The sequence below is a fragment of the Stenotrophomonas sp. AR029 genome, from assembly GCF_047520695.2.
GTDB classification, from domain to species: domain Bacteria; phylum Pseudomonadota; class Gammaproteobacteria; order Xanthomonadales; family Xanthomonadaceae; genus Stenotrophomonas; species Stenotrophomonas sepilia.
Map to the genome: position 1 here is coordinate 1,299,924 of NZ_JAXBQQ020000001.1, position 16,903 is coordinate 1,316,826.

Consider the following 16,903-nt stretch of genomic DNA (forward strand, 5'->3'; position numbering starts at 1 on the left):
ATCGGCGGACACCACGGACAGCATCGCTCCGCCCGCCAGGCTGGCAGTGGAAGAGGCGATGCCGGTCCGGTGGGGGCGGGCCATGCGATCGGGTTGGGTTGGGTGGGTCGAGGTGCGACCTGGCCCGATCCTGCAACAGCCGCCGCGCGCTGGCAAGTGCCATTTAGTTCGATCCAAATGCGGGAAATATCGCTGGAGTCGATTCTGGCGAGCGAACCTGCCGGAACGACCGCGAAATCCCCGGAATCGCCGCCGCCCGGCGCGCGGTGGGGAGATGCGAGGCATCGGCGGCGGCGTGCAAAGGCCCGTTGCGGGGCAATGTCGTTGCGGCCCAGATGCTAGAATCACGGGCCTCGCAACCCGTTCACCGAATCCGCCATGAGCCATACCGCCACCGCGCCCGCCAACGCCGAGAAGCGCTACACCGTGCACCGCAGCGATCTGCCGTTGAGCTGCCCGACCCCGGAAATGGCGCTGTGGAACTCGCATCCGCGCGTGTACCTGCCGATCGAAGACGAGCCCAACGGCGAAGCGCAGTGCCCGTACTGCGGTTCCGTGTTCGTGCTGGCCGACTAAACGGCGGCCCCTTCGATGCGCCGATTGACCGTGGTGCAGTTGCTGCCGGCGCTGCACTCCGGTGGTGTCGAGCGCTCGACCCTGGAAATCGCTGCGGCCCTGGTTGCCGCCGGCCATCGCGCGCTGGTGGTGTCTGCCGGTGGCCGCCTGGTGCAGCCGCTGCTGGACAGTGGTGCCGAGCACCTCACCCTGGATATCGGCCGCAAGTCGCTGCTGACCCTGCGCCATCTGCCGACCCTGCGCCGGCTGTTTGCCGAAGTTGGTGCGGACATCGTGCATGCCCGTTCGCGGCTGCCGGCCTGGTTGGGCCTGTACGCGATCCGCGCCATGCCCGCCGTACAGCGCCCGCATTGGGTGACCACCGTGCACGGGTTGAACTCGCCCAGCCGCTACAGCGCGGTGATGACCAGTGGCGAACGCGTGATCTGCGTGTCCAACACCGTGCGCGCCTACGTGCAACGCCATTACCCGACGGTGCCGGAAGAAAAACTGCGGGTCATACCGAGAGGTGTCGACGTCAACCAGTTCCCGCGCGTGGCGCGCGCCGACCGCCGCCCGCGGCTGGCGCTGGCGGCCGACTACCCGTGGCTGGCCCAGGTCGAAGGCCCGCTGCTGCTGCTGCCGGGGCGCGGCACCCGGCTGAAGGGCCACACCCACGCGCTGCAGCTGCTGGCCGACGTGCGTGCCGCCGGCGTGCCTGCCCAGCTGTGGATGCTGGGCACCGACGAACCCGGGCGCGAGGCCTACGTGGCTGACCTGCGCCGCCAGGCCGCGGCACTGGGCGTGGCCGAGGCCGTACAGATCAGCACGCCTACCGTCCGCATCGCCCAGGCCTACGCCGCCAGCGATCTGGTGCTGCAGCTGTCAGACAAGCCGGAAGCCTTTGGCCGCACCGTGGTCGAGGCGCTGTCGGTCGGTCGCCCGGTGCTGGGCTGGGACCACGGTGGCGTCGGCGAACTGCTGCTGCAGCTGCAGCCCAGCGGTGCGGTGCCGCTCGGCGACGCGCGCGCGCTGGGTGAACGTGCGCTGGCCCTGCTGGCGCAGCCGCCGTCCCTGCCGACCCGCATCCCGTTTACCCTGCAGGCCATGCAGCGCGATACCCTCCGCCTCTATGCCGATTTCGCCGGCTGACCCCGCTGCCATCGTGCGCGACGACCGTGCCGGGCGCTGGGCGCCCTGGTGGGTGCTGGCGTACGTGGCGATGTGGCCGCTGCCGGGCATTGCCGAAACCGTGCTGGGCCTTGGCGCGGTCTATGCTGCCGCGCGCATGGTGATGCGCCGGCTGCAGCGCCGTCCGCACCTGTTGAGCACGGCGGCGTGGGCGCTGACCTCGATCCTGTTCCTCGGCTACTGGCTGCCGCAGGCGTTTTCGGCCATCGATGCGATCGACCCTTCGGCCTCGTGGACCAAGGCGGCCGCCGGACTGCGCTACCTGCCCTTCATGTGGCTGGTGGCGATCGCGGTGGCCACGCCGGAACGGCGGCGCTTGACCTTCGGTGGCCTGGCGCTGATCACCGGCGTGTGGACGCTGGACGCGCTGGTGCAGGCGCTGGCTGGCACCAGCCCGTGGTTCTGGTCGCTGGAACACCTGAAGCTGGCCGTGAGTGGCCACGCGTTGTGCCCGGCCGACGAAGCCGCACTGGCCGACCGCCTCAGTGGCGCGCTTGGGCCCTGCAATCTGAAATTCGGCCAGGTGCTGGCCAGCCTGTCACCGTTCCTGCTGCTGCCGATGGCGCAGCGTTTCGGCAATGCAGGGTGGCTGCTGGCCGCTGCAACACTGGGGTGCGTGCTGCTGCTGGCAGGTTCGCGCGCCTCGTGGATCACCTTTGTGCTGGTGCTGGCCTACAGCGGCGTGCGCCAGTTCGGCTGGAAGCGGCTGCTGCTGCTGGCCCTGGTGGCAGCGCTGGGTACGGCCGCACTGACAGCGGGCGTGCCGCAGCTGCGCGAGCGTGTCGCGCGCACGGCGCAGGCATGGAACGAAGACGGGCAGGGCGTTGACGAGGCGCTTTCGGGGCGCGCGCGCATCTGGACCGCAGCGGTGTGCATGATCGAGGAGCATCCGGTCAACGGTGTCGGTGCGCGCGGCTTCCGCGATGCGTATCCGGCCTGCGTGTCAGATGAGGGTCCCGCCGTGTGGGGCAGCCAACCGGCGTTGCACGCCCACCAGATCGTGCTGGAAATCCTTGCCGAGACCGGCGTTCTGGGCCTGCTGTTGTGGTTGGCGGCGGTGGCGCAGGCCTGGCGGGCCTGGCGCTATGCCCCGGCGGCTGCGCGTGATCGCGCCCGACCGGCGATGCTGGCGCTGGCGGTTACGGTGTTCCCGCTCAATACGCACCTGGCGTTCTATTCCGCGTTCTGGGGTGGCCTGACGGTGCTGCTGGCAGCCCTGTTCGCCGGCAGCCTGCTGGCGCGCGACGCAGATGATTCCCCGCCGGTGAAGTGACCGCGCATCCGCGCATGGTAGGGATCAACCATGGAGTCGATCAGTAGATCCACGCCATGCGTGGATGAGGCTTTCCCGACCTGAACACGGTGACATCTCCACTATCGGTGTCCCGGCAGTTCGCGCACGCTGGAGGCATGGCCAGCCCCAGACTTCGCTACGGTCGGTATTCCCGATCCGGCAACGTTTATTCATTGACCACAGCAACCCTCGGCCGCGAACCGTTGTTCGCCGATGCGGCAAACGTGGCGATCCTTATCGACACCCTGCGCTTCGTAGAGCGCAAGGGCTTCAGCCACAGCCTCGCCTGGGTGGTCATGCCCGACCATCTGCACTGGCTGATGGAGCTGCGCGGAGGAACCCTGGCCGAGTGTATGGCCCTGCTCAAATCACGCAGCAGCCGACTGCTGAACCGGCGATTGGAGCGACGAGGGGCGCTGTGGCAGCACGGTTACCACGATCATGCCGTACGCAGCGATGAATCCCTTCATGAGAAGGCGATGTACATCCTGGCCAATCCGGTCTGTGCGGGCCTGGCCGGCACGTTGGGTGAGTACCCGCACGCATGGTGCCGTTGGCCGTTGTAGGTGCCGGCACCCGGATGTAGAGCATCCACGCATGGCGTGGATCTACTTCAGAATGCTCCGCGTCATCAAATTCACGCCATGCGTGGACGAAACCCTCCCGCCCCACCTTTATTTGTAGAAATCACTCCGGCCGCCGGGCTGGCGCTTGAAGCGGCGGTGGATCCACAGGTACTGGTCGGGAGCCTCGCGCACCATCGCTTCGATGGCCTGGTTGACCCGCGTGGTATCGGCTTCCACATCCTCGCTGGGGAAGTTCTCCAGCGGCGCGCCGATCTTCAGGAAGTACTTTCCGCCTTCGCGCCGGTGGAAGTACGGAATCACCGCACAGCCGGTCATGCGCGCCAGCTGATGGGTGGCGGTGATGGTCGAAGCGGTGTGGCCGAAGAATGGCACGAACACGGTGTCCTTGCCCCGCATGTCCTGGTCTGGCGCGTACCAGAGGAAGCCGCCCTTCTTCAGGTGGCGCACGGTCGCGCGGATGTCCTCGTTGGCGAACATCGCCTTGGCATAGCGCAGGCGGCCGAACTTCACCGCCCACTCGTACACCGGGTTCTTGTGCTTGCGGTACATGCCGGAAAGATCGACGTAGTCGCACAGCAGGCGGCCGCACATTTCCAGGGTCATGAAGTGGCCGGAGACCAGCAGGACGCCGCGGCCTTCGGCCTGCATCCGCCGCAGGTGTTCCAGGCCTTCGATCCGTACCTGCGGGCGGATGCTGTCGATGCTGCCCCACCAGGCGCGGATGCACTCGAACACGCCGACGCCCAGCGCATCGAAACTGTCGCGCACCAGGCGCTGCCGCCACGCCTCGTCCTTCTCGGGGAAGCACAGCTGCAGATTGACCTCGGCGGCGCGGCGGCGGCTGCCGAGCAGGCGCCAGGTGATCCAGCCGACGCCCCGGCCCAGCGCGCGCTGCAGCATCCACGGCAGGCGGGCGATGGCGAAGGCGCCGAACATGGCGGCGAACATCGGCCAGTTGCGCGGATCGCGCAGCGACGGGCGGACGGCGGTGGAGGCATCTGACATGGGGCCATTCTACCAAGGCGGCCGCGTGTCTTTCCCGGGGGGCTCCCGTATCCTTGCCGCATGCGTAAAGACCCTGTCGAATGGATCCTGCGCGGCCTGTACTCGGTCGTGCTCTACATCCTGCTGCCGATCACCGTGTACCACCTGGTCTGGCGCGGCTTCCGGGTCCGTGAGTACTTCCGGCGCTGGGACGAACGCTACGCCTCCTATCCGCAGCCGACCGGCCAGCCACGGGTGTGGCTGCACGCGGTCTCGGTGGGCGAGGTCAATGCCGCCGCGCCGCTGGTCAACGCCCTGCGCCAGCAGCGCCCGGACATCCGCTGGGTCATCACCACCATCACTCCGACCGGCTCCGAGCGCGTGCGTGCGCTCTGGGGCGACGCGCTGGACCATGTCTACCTGCCGTACGACGTGCCGGGCAGCGTCAATCGCTTCCTCGGCCATTTCCAGCCCAGCCTGGCGCTGATCCTGGAAACCGAGTTGTGGCCGAACATGCTGTTCGGCTGCCGTGACCGTGGCGTTCCGGTCTACATCCTCAATGCCCGGTTGTCGGCGCGTTCGCTGCGCGGCTACCGGCTGCTGGCCGCATTGATCCGCCGCGCCCTGCGCACCGTCACCTGCGTGGCCGCGCAGTCGCAGGACGATGCCGAGCGCTTCGTGCAGCTGGGGGCGGAGCCCGGCCAGGTGCAGGCACTGGGCAACCTGAAGTTCGACATCACCACGCCGGACGTGCAGGGCTTCGTCGAACAGTTCCATGCACGGGTGCCGGGCGCGCGCCCGGTATGGATCGCCGCCAGTACCCATGATGGCGAAGAGCAGGCGGTGATCGACCTGCACCGCCGCCTGCGCCAGCAGCATCCGGATCTGCTGCTGCTGTGGGCACCGCGCCATCCCGAACGTTTCCCGAAGGTGGAAGCGCTGGCGCGCGAACAGGGCTGGAGCGTGGCGACCCGCCGCGTGGACCAGTGGCCGCACGCCGCCACAGACGTGTTCGTCATCGACACCCTCGGCGAGCTGATGCCGTTCTACGCCTGCGCCCAGGTCGCCTTCGTCGGCGGCAGCCTGCAGGCCATCGGTGGCCACAACCTGCTGGAGCCCGCTGCGATGGGAACCGCGGCGGTGACCGGCCCGCACCTGCACAACTTCGCGGAAATCTCCCGGCGCATGCGCGAGGCCGGTGCGCTGCTGATCGGCGAAGATGCGCAGGCGGTGGGCGACCTGCTGCAGCATCTGCTTGAAGATGCGCAGGCCCGCGAAGACATGGCGCGTGCGGGCTGCACGTTGGTCAGCAATGGCCGTGGCGCGCTGCAGCGCACGCTTGCGCTGGTCGCACCGCACCTGCCACCACCGCGCGAGTGATCCCGGCAGCGCGGCGTCGGCGGCGCTGCGCTGCGTTGTCGTGATCAACTTCATCAATTCTGCTTAGCGACGATTTTTCTGTCGTTGCTGGACCGACCCTGCCGATGGCAGCGTGCCTGCCATCACATCGTGGCGCACGCAGCACCGATTCCGATTCCGCAGGACGACGCAGGCTGCCAGCCTGCTGTCGACCGCGCTTGGGCGGATATCAAGGGAACTTGCGATGGACGGCGACAGGGGCAGGGACGGCACCGGTGGGGCGCGCTTGGGGATGGACCACCTGGCTGTGGTGGCACTGACGCTGCTGGTGGGCGGCAGCGTGATCGCGCTGGTGGGCCAGCACACGGCGGCACAGGCTGGCCCGGCCATCGTACTGAGCCTGTTGCTGGCCGCACTGGGGGCTGGCCTGGTGCTGTGCTGCCTGCAGGATCTGGTGCTGCGACTGCCGGCGGCCGATGGCCTGTACGGACTGTTGGCCGCCAGCTGGGGGCCACGGGTGGCCATCGTTCTGGGCGCGATCCTGTTGCTTGAGCTGACGGCGACCACGGCGGGCGCGGCACAGTCCATGGCCCGCCATGTACATGCCGTGCTGGCTACCGGAGGCCTCCATGCCAACGACTGGCTGCCCGTGCAGGTAGCGGCGGCCATGGGTCTGCTGATGTTGAGCGCGCTCGCGTTGCTGCCGCCGCGGGGTGTGGCTCTGGCGGCCTGTGCGCTGCTGACGGTGAAGATCGGTGTGGGGGTGTTGCTGCTGGCGCTGGCGGCGCGTCATGTGCACTACGGGCATTGGATTCCCTGGCTGCCTCCGGCGACCGCACCGTATCGCTTCGGGCTGGGGGGCGTGCTGGCGGCTGCGGTGCCGCTGCTGGGCATATTTGCCAGCGTGGGCCTGGCACTGGGCTTTCCTGCGCTGCGCCGCCAGGGCGCGATGTGGCAGCCGGCGGTGCTGGCGCTGGTCTCGTTGCTGGCGATGCTGCTGCTGATCGTGCTGGCAGCATTGCAGGCCGGGCTGGTCGAGTTTTCCGCGCTCGCCAGTACCCGGCCACTGGCGGTTGCGCTGCAGGTGCACCCCCAGCTGCAGTGGATGCTGCCATTGTTGCCCCTGGCCGGGGCAGCGGGCCTGGCCGCCCTGCAGTTGGTGCTGCTGATGCTGGCCGTCCGGTTGGCCACATCGTTGTGGCCCCGCGCAGCTGACGCGGCGGGACGATCCCGCACGCGCCTGAGCGCAATGGTGGTTGCGCTGCCGGCGGTGATGCTGGTGCTGGGGCTGCCGCAGGGCACCTTGCCGGCGCTGCCGGGTCCGGCAACGCTGGTGGTCATGGCAGCGCTGTGCCTGGCGGTGCTGCGGCGTCGGGATGACACCCGGCAAGGCGCAGCCGGCTGCGGGCTGATGATGTCGATGCTGGCCCCCTTGGCAGCCGTGCTGTGCGCGCTCGCGGCGTTGGAACGCCTGCGCGCATGGCCGGGCTGACGGTTCGTGGGGCCACGCCGGGGCGCGCGCGTGTGGATACAGCATCTGCAAAAAAGCCACCCTCGCGGGTGGCTTTTTCGTTGCAGGGGCGACGACTCAGTGCGTGGTCGTGGCCGGGTTGCCCGCGTCCTGGGTCAGCAGCCGATTGACGTCCTGCAGTTCGGCCACGTCCAGCGCACCCAGCGACTGGCTCAGCAGCAGGCGGTTCTGCAGGAAGGTGTAGCGGGCCTGGGCATAGTCCAGCTGTGCCGAGAACAGGATGCGCTGGTTCTGGATCACATCCAGCACGGTACGGGTACCGACTTCCAGGCCGACCTGCGAAGCGTCGTACGCGCTCTGCGCCGAGACCACCGCCAGGCGGCGGGCTTCCACTTCGCTGATGCCCTGAACCAGGGTCTGGTAGGCATTGCGGGTATTGCGATCCAGGGCACGCTTCTGCTGCTCGTAGCCGTCCTGGGCGATGTCACGCTGCGCCAGCGCCTGGCGCACGCCGGACTGGGTGGCACCACCGGAGAAGATCGGCACGCTCAGGGTCAGGCCGATGCTGTTGGTGCGCGCATCCGGCGACAGCGAGCCGGCACCGGTGCTGTCGCCCCAGGTGGCGCTCTTGCCCCAGCTGCCGCCCAGCGACAGGGTCGGGTAATGACCACCACGGGCAGCCTGCACGCCGGCTTCGGCGGCACTGACCTTCAGCTCCTGCGCCTTCAGCGCCGGATTCTGGGTGGTGGCCTGCTGCACCAGCTCGTCGATGTTGCCGCGGTTGGCCGGCACTTCCGGGCGGAAGTCCGCCGGCAGGCCACGCAGGTTGGTCACCGGCTGGCCGGTCAGTTCGGTCAGGGCCTGGTAGTTATCGGCCAGGGTGTTCTGCGCGATGATGGTGTTGGCGCGCGCCTGGTCGTACTGGGCGCGTGCTTCGTGCACGTCGGTGATCGGCGCCAGGCCCACTTCCAGGCGCTTGTCGGCGAAGTCGAACTGCTTCTTCGCGGCCGCTTCATTGGTCTGTGCGGCGTTCAGCGATTCGATCGCCACCAGCACATTGAAGTAGGCCGCCGAGGTGCGCACGATCAGGTTGTCGTTGGCCGATTCGAGGGTGAAGTCCGCCGCCTTGCTCAGCTCACGCTGCGAGCGCAGGTTGTTGATCTGGGTCCAGTTGAACAGCGTCTGGCTGCCGTCGATCGTGTAGGTGCGGCGCTTGTTGGTGAACGAGCCGGAGTTGGCGTCGGCGTTCGGCTCGCTGCGCGTGCGGTTCAGCGCGGCCTGGCCGTTGATCTGCGGCAGCAGGGCGGCACGCGCCTGCACGGCGCCTTCCTTGTCGTACAGCCGGGTCGATTCGGCGGCCGACAGCTGCGGATCGCCGTTGCGGGCCATTTCGTAGACCTGCAGCAGGTCGGCGGCATGGGCGGACAACGGCAGCAGGGCAGTGGCCAGCGCAACAGCGAGGGATCGGCGGATCATTGCGGCTTCCTTGGACTCAGAGGTGGAACTGGGGGGCCGGGGCGGCACCACGCAGGTAATCGATATCGGTCTCGAACAGGGACTCGGAGCTACCGTCGGCCTTGACCAGCAGGGCCTCCATCGCCGGCGAGCGGCCGTGGATCACGAACAGGCGGCCACCCGGACGCAGCCACGAGGCGAACTGTGACGGCACCACGTCGACCGCACCAGTGACACAGATCACGTCAAAGCGGCGTTCGGTCTGCCAGGACAGGGCATCGGCCACTTCCACGCGGACGTTGCTGCCCAGGCCGGAGGCGTCCAGGCGGGCACGCGCAGCGGCGGCCAGCTCCGGGTCGATTTCCAGGCTCAGCACATCGCGCGCCAGCGCGCCGATGCAGGCCGACAGGAAGCCGCTGCCCGTGCCGATTTCCAGCACTTCGTCACCCGGCTGCAGGTCCAGTGCCTGCAGGGTACGGCCCTCGATGACCGGCTTCATCATCTTCTGGCCGTGGCCGATCGGCAGTTCGACATCGGCGTAGGCCAGTGCCCGGTGCGCGTCGGCGACAAAGGCCTCGCGCGGCAGGCGGGCCAGGACGTCGAGCACCTTGATGTCCAGCACGTCCCAGGGACGGATCTGCTGTTCCACCATCAGTTCGCGGGCGTGGGCGTAATCAATCGTCATGAGGTTCAAATCCAGCGCAGTGGGCCGGCCATTTTACCGGTGCCGGAGGCCGGCGGCGCGCCCAGAGCATCAGCTGCCGGGGGCCGGGGTCGCAGTGCCGGAAGTCATCGCGACCTCCGGTTCGTTCAGTTTTGGTTATTCAGCCGTTCCGGCCCCTCGCGGCGCGTAGGCGCGCAGGAAGAAGTCGATGCTGGCGGTCACGTGGGCAAGAGGGTCGCATTCCACGGGTGACAGTGGCATGCCGCACATCATATGCATGTGCACTTCGCCCTTGACCAGGGTCAGGAACTGCTCGCCGGCCAGAGCACAGTCGGGGATATCCAGTTCGCCACGTTCGGCGCGGGCACGCAGGAAATCGGCCAGCGCCTCGCAGGTACGCTCGGGGCCGGCTTTCCAGAACAGCGCGCGCAGGCGTTCGTCGGTCTCCGGCGCCATCATCATGCGCTGGATCGAGATCGCCGCGTCGGAGGTGATCAGCTCGAAGAAGGCCAGGCCGATACCGATCAGCTGGTCGCGCAGCGGGCCGTCCGCGTCGGCTACGAACAGCGCGTCGGGCAGCATTTCAATGCACTTTGACTGCACCGCCTCGGAGAACAGCGTCTCCTTGTCGCCGAAGTGGCTGTACACAGTCAGCTTCGAGACGCCGGCCTGAGCGGCGATGGTGTCCATGCTCACGCCGGTATAGCCCTGTTCGATGAACAGTGCCTTGGCTGCTTCAAGGATCGCCGCGCGTTTGCCGAGGTCCTTGGGGCGCCCGGGTCCGGCGGCCTTGGCAGCGGGCTTGGCCGACGGCTTGCGGGAAATGTGGGAACTCATCGCGACAATACTAGACCAAGCGGTTCGATATTTATACTATACCGGCCGGTTTATTAAATTGGGCCGGCAGTCGCGGCTCCTCCCTTAGTTGCAACCCTGCGTTTTCAGGACGTTGACCGATGAAGATCGTGCGCTGGATGGGCGGTATGGTGTGGATGGCTGCGCTGGCAGCCTGTTCGGGGCAGGAACAGGCGCCACCGGCGGCCGTACCGGTGCTGGTGGTTCACCCCGGCGAGCAGGCCGGGCAGGCGCCGGCGGCGTTCCCGGGCACGGTGCGTGCGCGACAGGAAAGCCCGCTGTCGTTCCGCGTTGGCGGCAACCTGGTCAAGCGCCACGTCGATGCCGGGCAACGGGTGAAGAAGGGCGACGTGCTGGCCGAGCTGGACGTGGCCGACTTCGCGCTGCAGGCCCGTGCCTCGCAGGCGCAGCTGGCGGCAGCCGAAGCCGATCTGGTGCGCGCCCGCGATGACCTCAAGCGTTACCAGGTGCTGGCCGACCAGCAGCTGGTCAGCCGCTCGCAGCTGGACCAGCAGTCCGCCGCGTTCAAGGCCGCGCAGGGCCAGGCCAACGCCGCCCGCGCCAACCTCGATGTGCTCCGCAACCAGGCCGGCTACGCACAGCTGCGTGCGCCGGCCGACGGTGTGATCGCCAGCCGCGAGGCCGAGGCCGGGCAGGTAGTGTCCGCCGGGCAGACCATCTTCAACCTGGCCGCCGACGGTGGCCGCGAAGTGCTGATCGACCTGCCCGAGGCCACCATCCGCGACTATGCTGTGGGCCAACCGGTCGAGGTGGAGTTGTGGAATCGCCCCGGCCAGCGCCTGCCGGGCACGATCCGGGAGATCGCCGCCGCTGCCGATCCGCAGGCACGTACCTATGCGACCCGGGTCAGCCTGCCCGCCGATGCGCTGGCCGACGTCGAACTGGGCCAGAGTGCACGCGTCTACAGCAGCGCCGGTCGCCACGGCACCCTGCAGCTGCCGCTGGGCGCGCTGCAGCGTGGTGCCAACGGTGCCGCCAGCGTATGGGTGGTCGATCCGGGCAACAGCACGCTGAAGGCCGCAACGGTTACCACCGGTGCGTTTGGCAGCGAGACGGTACCGGTACTGTCGGGCGTGAGCGGGGGCGACTGGGTAGTTGCTGCGGGTGGCCACCTGCTGCGGGCCGGCCAGCCGGTGATCGCCGTGGACCGGCAGAACCGTCCCGTGCTGAAGCCGGCTACGCCGGCCGCTGCCGCCAAGGCCAGGGAGTAAGCCGGTGCGCCGCTTCAATCTTTCCGAGTGGGCGTTGTCCAACCGCCCGCTGGTGCTGTTTGCGATGCTGGCTTTCGCGCTGATCGGCGCATGGTCGTACAAGCATCTGGGCCAGTCCGAGGACCCGCCGTTCACCTTCAAGGCGATGGTGGTGCGCACATTGTGGCCGGGGGCGACCGCCGAGCAGGTCTCGCGGCAGGTGACCGAGCCGCTTGAGAAGGCGCTGATGAATACCGGCGAGTACGAGTTCATCCGCTCGTACTCGCGCCCGGGCGAATCGCAGATCATCTTCATGGCGCGCGACAGCCTGCGTTCCAGGCAGATCCCGGACCTGTGGTACCAGGTGCGCAAGCGCGTGGGCGACATCCGCCCGACGCTGCCGCGCGAGATCGTCGGTCCGTTCTTCAACGATGAGTTCGGCGACACCTACGGCAACATCTATGCGTTGACCGGCAAGGGCTTCGACTACGCGGTGATGCGCGACTACGCCGACCGCATCCAGCTGGAACTGCAGCGGGTGCCCGACGTCGGCAAGATCGACCTGGTCGGCCTGCAGGACGAGAAGGTGTGGATCGAACTGTCCAACACCCGGCTGGCCACGCTGGGCGTGTCGATGCAGCAGGTGCAGCAGGCGCTGGCCGACCAGAACGCAGTGACCGGCACCAGCTTCTTCGAGACCGCCACCGATCGCGTGCAGCTGCGGGTGACCGGCCAGTTCAACGACATCGAAGCGATCCGCCAGTTCCCGATCCGCGCCGGCGACCGCACCGTGCACCTGGGCGACATCGCCGAGGTCAAGCGTGGCTTCGCCGATCCGGCGTCGCCGAAGATGCGCTTCATGGGCGAAGAGGCGATCGGCCTGGCGGTGGCGATGAAGGATGGCGGTGACATCCTCAAGCTCGGCGCCAACCTCGATGCCGAGTTCGAACGCCTGCAGAAGACCCTGCCGGCCGGCATGCAGCTGCGCAAGGTGTCCGACCAGCCGCAATCGGTGGAAGAGTCGGTCGGCGAGTTCGTGCAGGTGCTGACCGAGGCGGTGGTGATCGTGCTGCTGGTCAGCTTCTTCTCGCTGGGCCTGCGCACCGGCCTGGTGGTGGGCGTGACCATCCCGCTGGTGCTGGCGATGACCTTCTTTGTCATGCACTACTTCGACATCGGCCTGCACAAGATCTCGCTGGGTGCATTGGTGCTGGCGCTGGGACTGCTGGTGGACGATGCGATCATCGCGGTGGAGATGATGGCCACCAAGATGGAGCAGGGCTACGACCGCCTGCGCGCCGCCAGTTTCGCCTGGGAGTCGACCGCGTTCCCGATGCTGACCGGCACCCTGATCACCGCGGCCGGCTTCCTGCCCATTGCCACTGCGGCATCGAGTACCGGTGAATACACCCGCTCGCTGTTCCAGGTGGTGACCATCGCGCTGGTGGTGTCGTGGATCGCAGCGGTGCTGTTCATCCCTTACCTGGGCGACAAGATGCTGCCGGACCTGTTCAATCCGCAGCCGCCGAAGCCGGGCAGCCTGTCAGCGCGCTGGCACGCCAAGCGCCAGCAGTGGGCCGACCGCTATCCGGCGCTGGCCAATCTGATCGCGCCGCCGCAGCACGGGCACGACCACGATCCGTACCAGCGCCCGTTCTATCGTAGTTTCCGTCACTTCCTCGATACCTGCCTGCGGCATCGCTGGTGGGTGATCGCGGCGACCATCGGCCTGTTCGTGTTCTCGCTGATGATGTTCCGCTTCGTGCCGCAGCAGTTCTTCCCGGACTCGACCCGGCCGGAACTGATGGTGGACATCGAGCTGGCCGAGGGCGCCTCGCTGCGCTCGACCCAGGCCCAGGCCGAGAAGCTTGAGAAGCTGCTGTCCAGCCGCGAGGGCATTGCCAACTACGTGTCCTATGTGGGCACCGGTTCGCCGCGCTTCTACCTGCCGCTGGACCAGCAGCTGCCGGCGACCAACTTCGCCCAGTTCGTGGTGCTGGCCAAGGACATCACTTCACGCGAAAGCACCCGCGACTGGCTGCTGCACGAGGTGATCCCGAAGTTCCCGGACGTGCAGATGCGCGTGACCCGCCTGGAGAACGGCCCGCCGGTCGGCTATCCGGTGCAGATGCGCATCTCCGGCGAGCACATCGAGAAGGTGCAGGCGATCGCGCGGCAGGTCGAGGCCAAGGTGCGGGAGAACCCGCACGTGATGAACGTCAACCTGGACTGGAGCGAGCCGAGCAAGGTGGTGCGCCTGGTGGTCGACCAGGAGCGCGCCCGCGCGCTGGGCGTGAGCAGCGCCCAGGTCAGCCAGTTCCTGTCCAGTTCGTTGGCCGGGCAATCGGTAAGCGTGTATCGCGAGGGCAATCGCCAGATCGAGATGCTGCTGCGCGGGCCGGCCGATGAGCGCAATCAACTGGAGCTGCTGTCCAGCCTGTCGATGCCCACCGCCAACGGTGGCAGCATCACGCTGTCGCAGGTGGCGACGATGGAGTACGGCTTCGAGGACGGCATCATCTGGCACCGCAACCGGTTGCCGACGGTGACCGTGCGCGCCGACATCAGTGATGGCATGCAGGCGCTGGACGTGGTGCATCAGATCCTGCCCACACTGGACGGCATCCGTGCCGAGCTGCCCAGTGGTTACCTGCTGGAAACCGGCGGTACCGTGGAGGATTCGGCGCGTGGCCAGAACTCGATCAAGGCCGGCATGCCGCTGTTCCTGGTGGTGGTGGCCACGCTGCTGATGCTGCAGCTGCGCAGCTTCTCGCGTGCAGCGATGGTGCTGGTGACCGCGCCGCTGGGCATCATCGGCGCGACCCTGTTCCTGCTGCTGTTCCGGGCGCCGTTCGGCTTCGTGGCGCTGCTGGGCACGATCGCGCTGGCCGGCATGATCATGCGCAACTCGGTGATCCTGATCGACCAGATCCAGCAGGACATCGATGCCGGGCATGACCGTTGGCATTCGATCATCGACGCCACGGTGCGCCGCTTCCGCCCGATCGTGCTGACCGCACTGGCAGCCGTGCTGGCGATGATTCCGCTGTCGCGCAGCGCGTTCTACGGCTCGATGGCGATCTCGATCATGGGCGGCCTGATCGTCGGTACGGTGCTGACCCTGGTGTTCCTGCCGGCATTGTACGCGGCGTGGTTCCGGGTGAAGCCCGATGAATCCGGGGCGTGATGCCGACCGGGGTCGGATCCCTTTCCCTCGGGGAAAGGGCTCTGACCCCACCCATGCCGGTTGCTCCCTTCCCAGGTAGGTGCCAACCTTGGTTGGCACGGATGCATGCATTCACGCATGGCGTGGATCTACTGCAGCTGCAGGCCGCTCCGCAGCACCGGCAGCAGCCATTCGATGAACACCTGCACGCGCAGCGCACGGTGCTGCCGATGCGGCTGCAGCAGGGTGACCGGCAATGGCTGTGCGACGTGCTGTGGCATCACTTCCACCAGCGCGCCGGATTGCAGCTCGGCCTGTACGTCGTAGCGCGGAATCTGCAAAAGACCCAACCCCGCCACACAGCACGCAATCGATGCCTCGGCGCTGTTCACACGCACCCAGCCAGGCATCGGCAGCGTGCGCAGTTGGCCGCCGTCCTGCCACTCCCAAGGTTCCACCCGTGCCGTGGTCGGCGACGCGTAGTTCACCGCGCGATGCTGCGGCAGGTCGGCAGGATGCTGCGGCACGCCGTGTTCGCGCAGGTAAGCCGGCGCCGCAACGTTGGCAAAATCCAGTTGGCCCAGCGTGCGCGCCACCAGGCTGGAGTCGCCCAGCTGGCCGACCCGCAACACAGCATCGCAACCGTCCTCGATCAGGTTCACCGCGCGGTCGCTCATGCCCAGGTCCACTTCCACCTGAGGGTAGCGGGCGAAGAAGTCTGGCAGCGCCGGTGCGATGATGCGGCGGCCGATGCGGCTGGGTACGTCGATCTTCAGCAGCCCCGACGGCTGGGCGTCGACCTGGAGGAACAGCGATTCGGCGTCCTCGACCTCGGCGATCAGGCGCAGGCAGCGGGCATGGAACACGTCGCCGTCGTGGGTGGTGGACACCCGCCGGGTCGAGCGCTGCAGCAGGCGGGTGCCGAGCCGCTGCTCCAGCTCCGCAATGGCTGCCGAGACAGTGGAGCGGGGCAGGCCGAGCTGGTCGGCGGCGCGGGTGAAGCTCGCGCACTCCACGACCCGGGTGAAGATGCGGAAGCGATCGATCCGGTCCATTGTTCGCTGACTCTGGAAAGTTAAGTCAATGTGGCGGGCTTTATCCGCTTTTTCTGCACGATATCGTCGTCAGGGCAGGGTTGCCACCCCGGGCAGCCCCCTCCCGAGACCGAAGCCATGACCGAGCATTCCCTCAAGGGCAAGACCGTGCTGATCGCCGGTGGCGCCAAGAACCTGGGCGGCCTGATCGCCCGCGACTTCGCCGCACAGGGCGCCAAAGCCATCGTCATCCACTACAACAGTGCCGCTACCCAGGCCGATGCAGAAGCGACTGTAGCCACGGTGCAGGCCGCCGGCAGCAAGGCGGTGGCCCTGCAGGGCGACCTGACGTCGGCGGCAGCGATGGAGCGCTTGTTCGTCGATGCCGTGGCCGCAGTCGGCCGTCCTGACATCGCCATCAATACGGTGGGAAAGGTACTCAAGAAGCCGCTGCTGGACATCAGCGAGGCGGAGTACGACGAGATGAGCGCGGTCAATGCCAAGGCCGCGTTCTTCTTCCTGAAGGAGGCAGGTCGCCACGTCAATGACGGTGGCCGCATCTGCACCCTGGTCACCTCGCTGCTGGGTGCGTTCACGCCGTTCTATTCCAGCTATGCCGGCACCAAGGCGCCGGTCGAGCATTTCACCCGTGCGGCGTCGAAGGAGTTCGGCGAGCGCGGCATCTCGGTGACCGCGATCGGTCCCGGTCCGATGGACACGCCGTTCTTCTATCCGGCCGAGAGCGCCGATGCGCAGGCGTATCACAAGACTGCGGCGGCGTTGTCGGCGTTCACCCGCACCGGGCTGACCGACATCGCCGATATCGTGCCGTGGATCCGCTTCCTGGTGACCGATGGCTGGTGGATGACCGGGCAGACGATTCTGGTCAATGGTGGGTACACCACCAAGTAAGCAAAGCCATGCATGGCGTGGCCCTACCGCGCGGGAACCGAATCATCCACGCATGGCGTGGATCTACCGCTGTGGTAGGTGCCAACCTTGGTTGGCACGGAGTCGGGCAGTGGCCACGGGCCACCTGTAGAGCCGTGCCATGCTCGACTCTACAGGTGTTGCCCG

General features: G+C 67.6%; 14 protein-coding genes. 9 read left to right on the top strand and 5 right to left on the bottom strand.

What is annotated here, in order from left to right; all coding sequences use genetic code 11:
• Window positions 1–378 precede the first annotated feature (378 nt).
• The 4 genes from ACM0PB_RS06065 (at window position 379) to ACM0PB_RS06080 (ending at window position 3,606) form a co-directional block, all read left to right on the top strand.
• Window positions 379–576 carry a zinc-finger domain-containing protein gene (locus tag ACM0PB_RS06065; RefSeq protein WP_005410967.1) on the top strand — a complete coding sequence of 66 codons (198 nt, stop codon included), beginning with the start codon at window positions 379–381 and terminating at the stop codon, window positions 574–576.
• A 15-nt stretch (window positions 577–591) separates the two neighbouring features.
• Window positions 592–1,707 (top strand): glycosyltransferase, encoded by a 1,116-nt coding sequence (locus ACM0PB_RS06070; protein WP_164093540.1) that lies wholly within the window; start codon window positions 592–594, stop codon window positions 1,705–1,707.
• Window positions 1,688–3,019 (top strand): O-antigen ligase family protein, encoded by a 1,332-nt coding sequence (locus ACM0PB_RS06075; protein WP_164093539.1) that lies wholly within the window; start codon window positions 1,688–1,690, stop codon window positions 3,017–3,019. The genes ACM0PB_RS06070 and ACM0PB_RS06075 overlap by 20 nt, the downstream gene beginning before the upstream one ends.
• Window positions 3,020–3,156: 137 nt before the next feature.
• On the top strand, window positions 3,157–3,606 hold the full coding sequence (locus ACM0PB_RS06080) for an REP-associated tyrosine transposase (protein WP_065178338.1): 450 nt from the start codon (window positions 3,157–3,159) through the stop codon (window positions 3,604–3,606).
• A gap of 108 nt (window positions 3,607–3,714) precedes the next feature.
• Here ACM0PB_RS06080 and ACM0PB_RS06085 read toward each other — a convergent pair whose 3' ends face one another.
• The gene (locus ACM0PB_RS06085) at window positions 3,715–4,632 is read right to left on the bottom strand and encodes an LpxL/LpxP family Kdo(2)-lipid IV(A) lauroyl/palmitoleoyl acyltransferase (RefSeq protein WP_065185354.1); all 918 of its coding nucleotides are present in this window, start codon (window positions 4,630–4,632) and stop codon (window positions 3,715–3,717) included.
• Between the two features lie 60 nt (window positions 4,633–4,692).
• Between ACM0PB_RS06085 and waaA the strand changes: the two genes are divergently transcribed.
• Window positions 4,693–5,991 carry a lipid IV(A) 3-deoxy-D-manno-octulosonic acid transferase gene (gene waaA, locus ACM0PB_RS06090; protein ID WP_065178339.1) on the top strand — a complete coding sequence of 433 codons (1,299 nt, stop codon included), beginning with the start codon at window positions 4,693–4,695 and terminating at the stop codon, window positions 5,989–5,991.
• Window positions 5,992–6,262: 271 nt separating this feature from the next.
• Window positions 6,263–7,462, top strand: coding sequence for an APC family permease (locus tag ACM0PB_RS06095; protein ID WP_374082902.1), 1,200 nt, complete (start codon window positions 6,263–6,265; stop codon window positions 7,460–7,462).
• Window positions 7,463–7,558: 96 nt separating this feature from the next.
• Here ACM0PB_RS06095 and ACM0PB_RS06100 read toward each other — a convergent pair whose 3' ends face one another.
• The 3 genes from ACM0PB_RS06100 to ACM0PB_RS06110 form a co-directional block, all read right to left on the bottom strand.
• Window positions 7,559–8,917, bottom strand: a complete 1,359-nt coding sequence (locus ACM0PB_RS06100) for a TolC family outer membrane protein (RefSeq protein ID WP_005419128.1) — start codon at window positions 8,915–8,917, stop codon at window positions 7,559–7,561.
• Window positions 8,918–8,933: 16 nt separating this feature from the next.
• A complete protein-coding gene (locus ACM0PB_RS06105) occupies window positions 8,934–9,581 on the bottom strand; it encodes a protein-L-isoaspartate O-methyltransferase family protein (protein WP_049416694.1) in 648 nt (215 codons plus the stop codon).
• Window positions 9,582–9,716: 135 nt separating this feature from the next.
• A complete protein-coding gene (locus ACM0PB_RS06110; RefSeq protein WP_005419125.1) occupies window positions 9,717–10,397 on the bottom strand; it encodes a TetR/AcrR family transcriptional regulator in 681 nt (226 codons plus the stop codon).
• A gap of 119 nt (window positions 10,398–10,516) precedes the next feature.
• Here ACM0PB_RS06110 and ACM0PB_RS06115 point away from each other — a divergent pair, with 119 nt between their 5' ends.
• Both ACM0PB_RS06115 and ACM0PB_RS06120 read left to right on the top strand, forming a co-directional pair.
• The gene (locus ACM0PB_RS06115; RefSeq protein WP_065185352.1) at window positions 10,517–11,647 is read left to right on the top strand and encodes an efflux RND transporter periplasmic adaptor subunit; all 1,131 of its coding nucleotides are present in this window, start codon (window positions 10,517–10,519) and stop codon (window positions 11,645–11,647) included.
• A 4-nt stretch (window positions 11,648–11,651) separates the two neighbouring features.
• Complete coding sequence (locus ACM0PB_RS06120) at window positions 11,652–14,813, top strand: efflux RND transporter permease subunit (RefSeq protein WP_414604779.1); 3,162 nt, start codon at window positions 11,652–11,654, stop codon at window positions 14,811–14,813.
• A 128-nt stretch (window positions 14,814–14,941) separates the two neighbouring features.
• Here ACM0PB_RS06120 and ACM0PB_RS06125 read toward each other — a convergent pair whose 3' ends face one another.
• Entirely contained in the window at window positions 14,942–15,847 is a 906-nt protein-coding gene (locus ACM0PB_RS06125; RefSeq protein ID WP_053499076.1) for a LysR family transcriptional regulator, read from the bottom strand.
• Window positions 15,848–15,964: 117 nt separating this feature from the next.
• On the opposite strand from ACM0PB_RS06125, the gene ACM0PB_RS06130 reads away from it, so the two are divergent.
• Window positions 15,965–16,738 (top strand): SDR family oxidoreductase, encoded by a 774-nt coding sequence (locus ACM0PB_RS06130; protein ID WP_065178342.1) that lies wholly within the window; start codon window positions 15,965–15,967, stop codon window positions 16,736–16,738.
• The last annotated feature ends 165 nt before the right edge of the window (window positions 16,739–16,903 follow it).

Coding starts and splice junctions, on each gene's coding strand:
- ACM0PB_RS06065 (WP_005410967.1), top strand. CDS start 379: ATGAGCCATACCGCCACCGCGCCCGCCAACGCCGAGAAGCGCTACACC.
- ACM0PB_RS06070 (WP_164093540.1), top strand. CDS start 592: ATGCGCCGATTGACCGTGGTGCAGTTGCTGCCGGCGCTGCACTCCGGT.
- ACM0PB_RS06075 (WP_164093539.1), top strand. CDS start 1,688: ATGCCGATTTCGCCGGCTGACCCCGCTGCCATCGTGCGCGACGACCGT.
- ACM0PB_RS06080 (WP_065178338.1), top strand. CDS start 3,157: ATGGCCAGCCCCAGACTTCGCTACGGTCGGTATTCCCGATCCGGCAAC.
- ACM0PB_RS06085 (WP_065185354.1), bottom strand. CDS start 4,632: ATGTCAGATGCCTCCACCGCCGTCCGCCCGTCGCTGCGCGATCCGCGC.
- waaA (WP_065178339.1), top strand. CDS start 4,693: ATGCGTAAAGACCCTGTCGAATGGATCCTGCGCGGCCTGTACTCGGTC.
- ACM0PB_RS06095 (WP_374082902.1), top strand. CDS start 6,263: ATGGACCACCTGGCTGTGGTGGCACTGACGCTGCTGGTGGGCGGCAGC.
- ACM0PB_RS06100 (WP_005419128.1), bottom strand. CDS start 8,917: ATGATCCGCCGATCCCTCGCTGTTGCGCTGGCCACTGCCCTGCTGCCG.
- ACM0PB_RS06105 (WP_049416694.1), bottom strand. CDS start 9,581: ATGACGATTGATTACGCCCACGCCCGCGAACTGATGGTGGAACAGCAG.
- ACM0PB_RS06110 (WP_005419125.1), bottom strand. CDS start 10,397: ATGAGTTCCCACATTTCCCGCAAGCCGTCGGCCAAGCCCGCTGCCAAG.
- ACM0PB_RS06115 (WP_065185352.1), top strand. CDS start 10,517: ATGAAGATCGTGCGCTGGATGGGCGGTATGGTGTGGATGGCTGCGCTG.
- ACM0PB_RS06125 (WP_053499076.1), bottom strand. CDS start 15,847: ATGGACCGGATCGATCGCTTCCGCATCTTCACCCGGGTCGTGGAGTGC.
- ACM0PB_RS06130 (WP_065178342.1), top strand. CDS start 15,965: ATGACCGAGCATTCCCTCAAGGGCAAGACCGTGCTGATCGCCGGTGGC.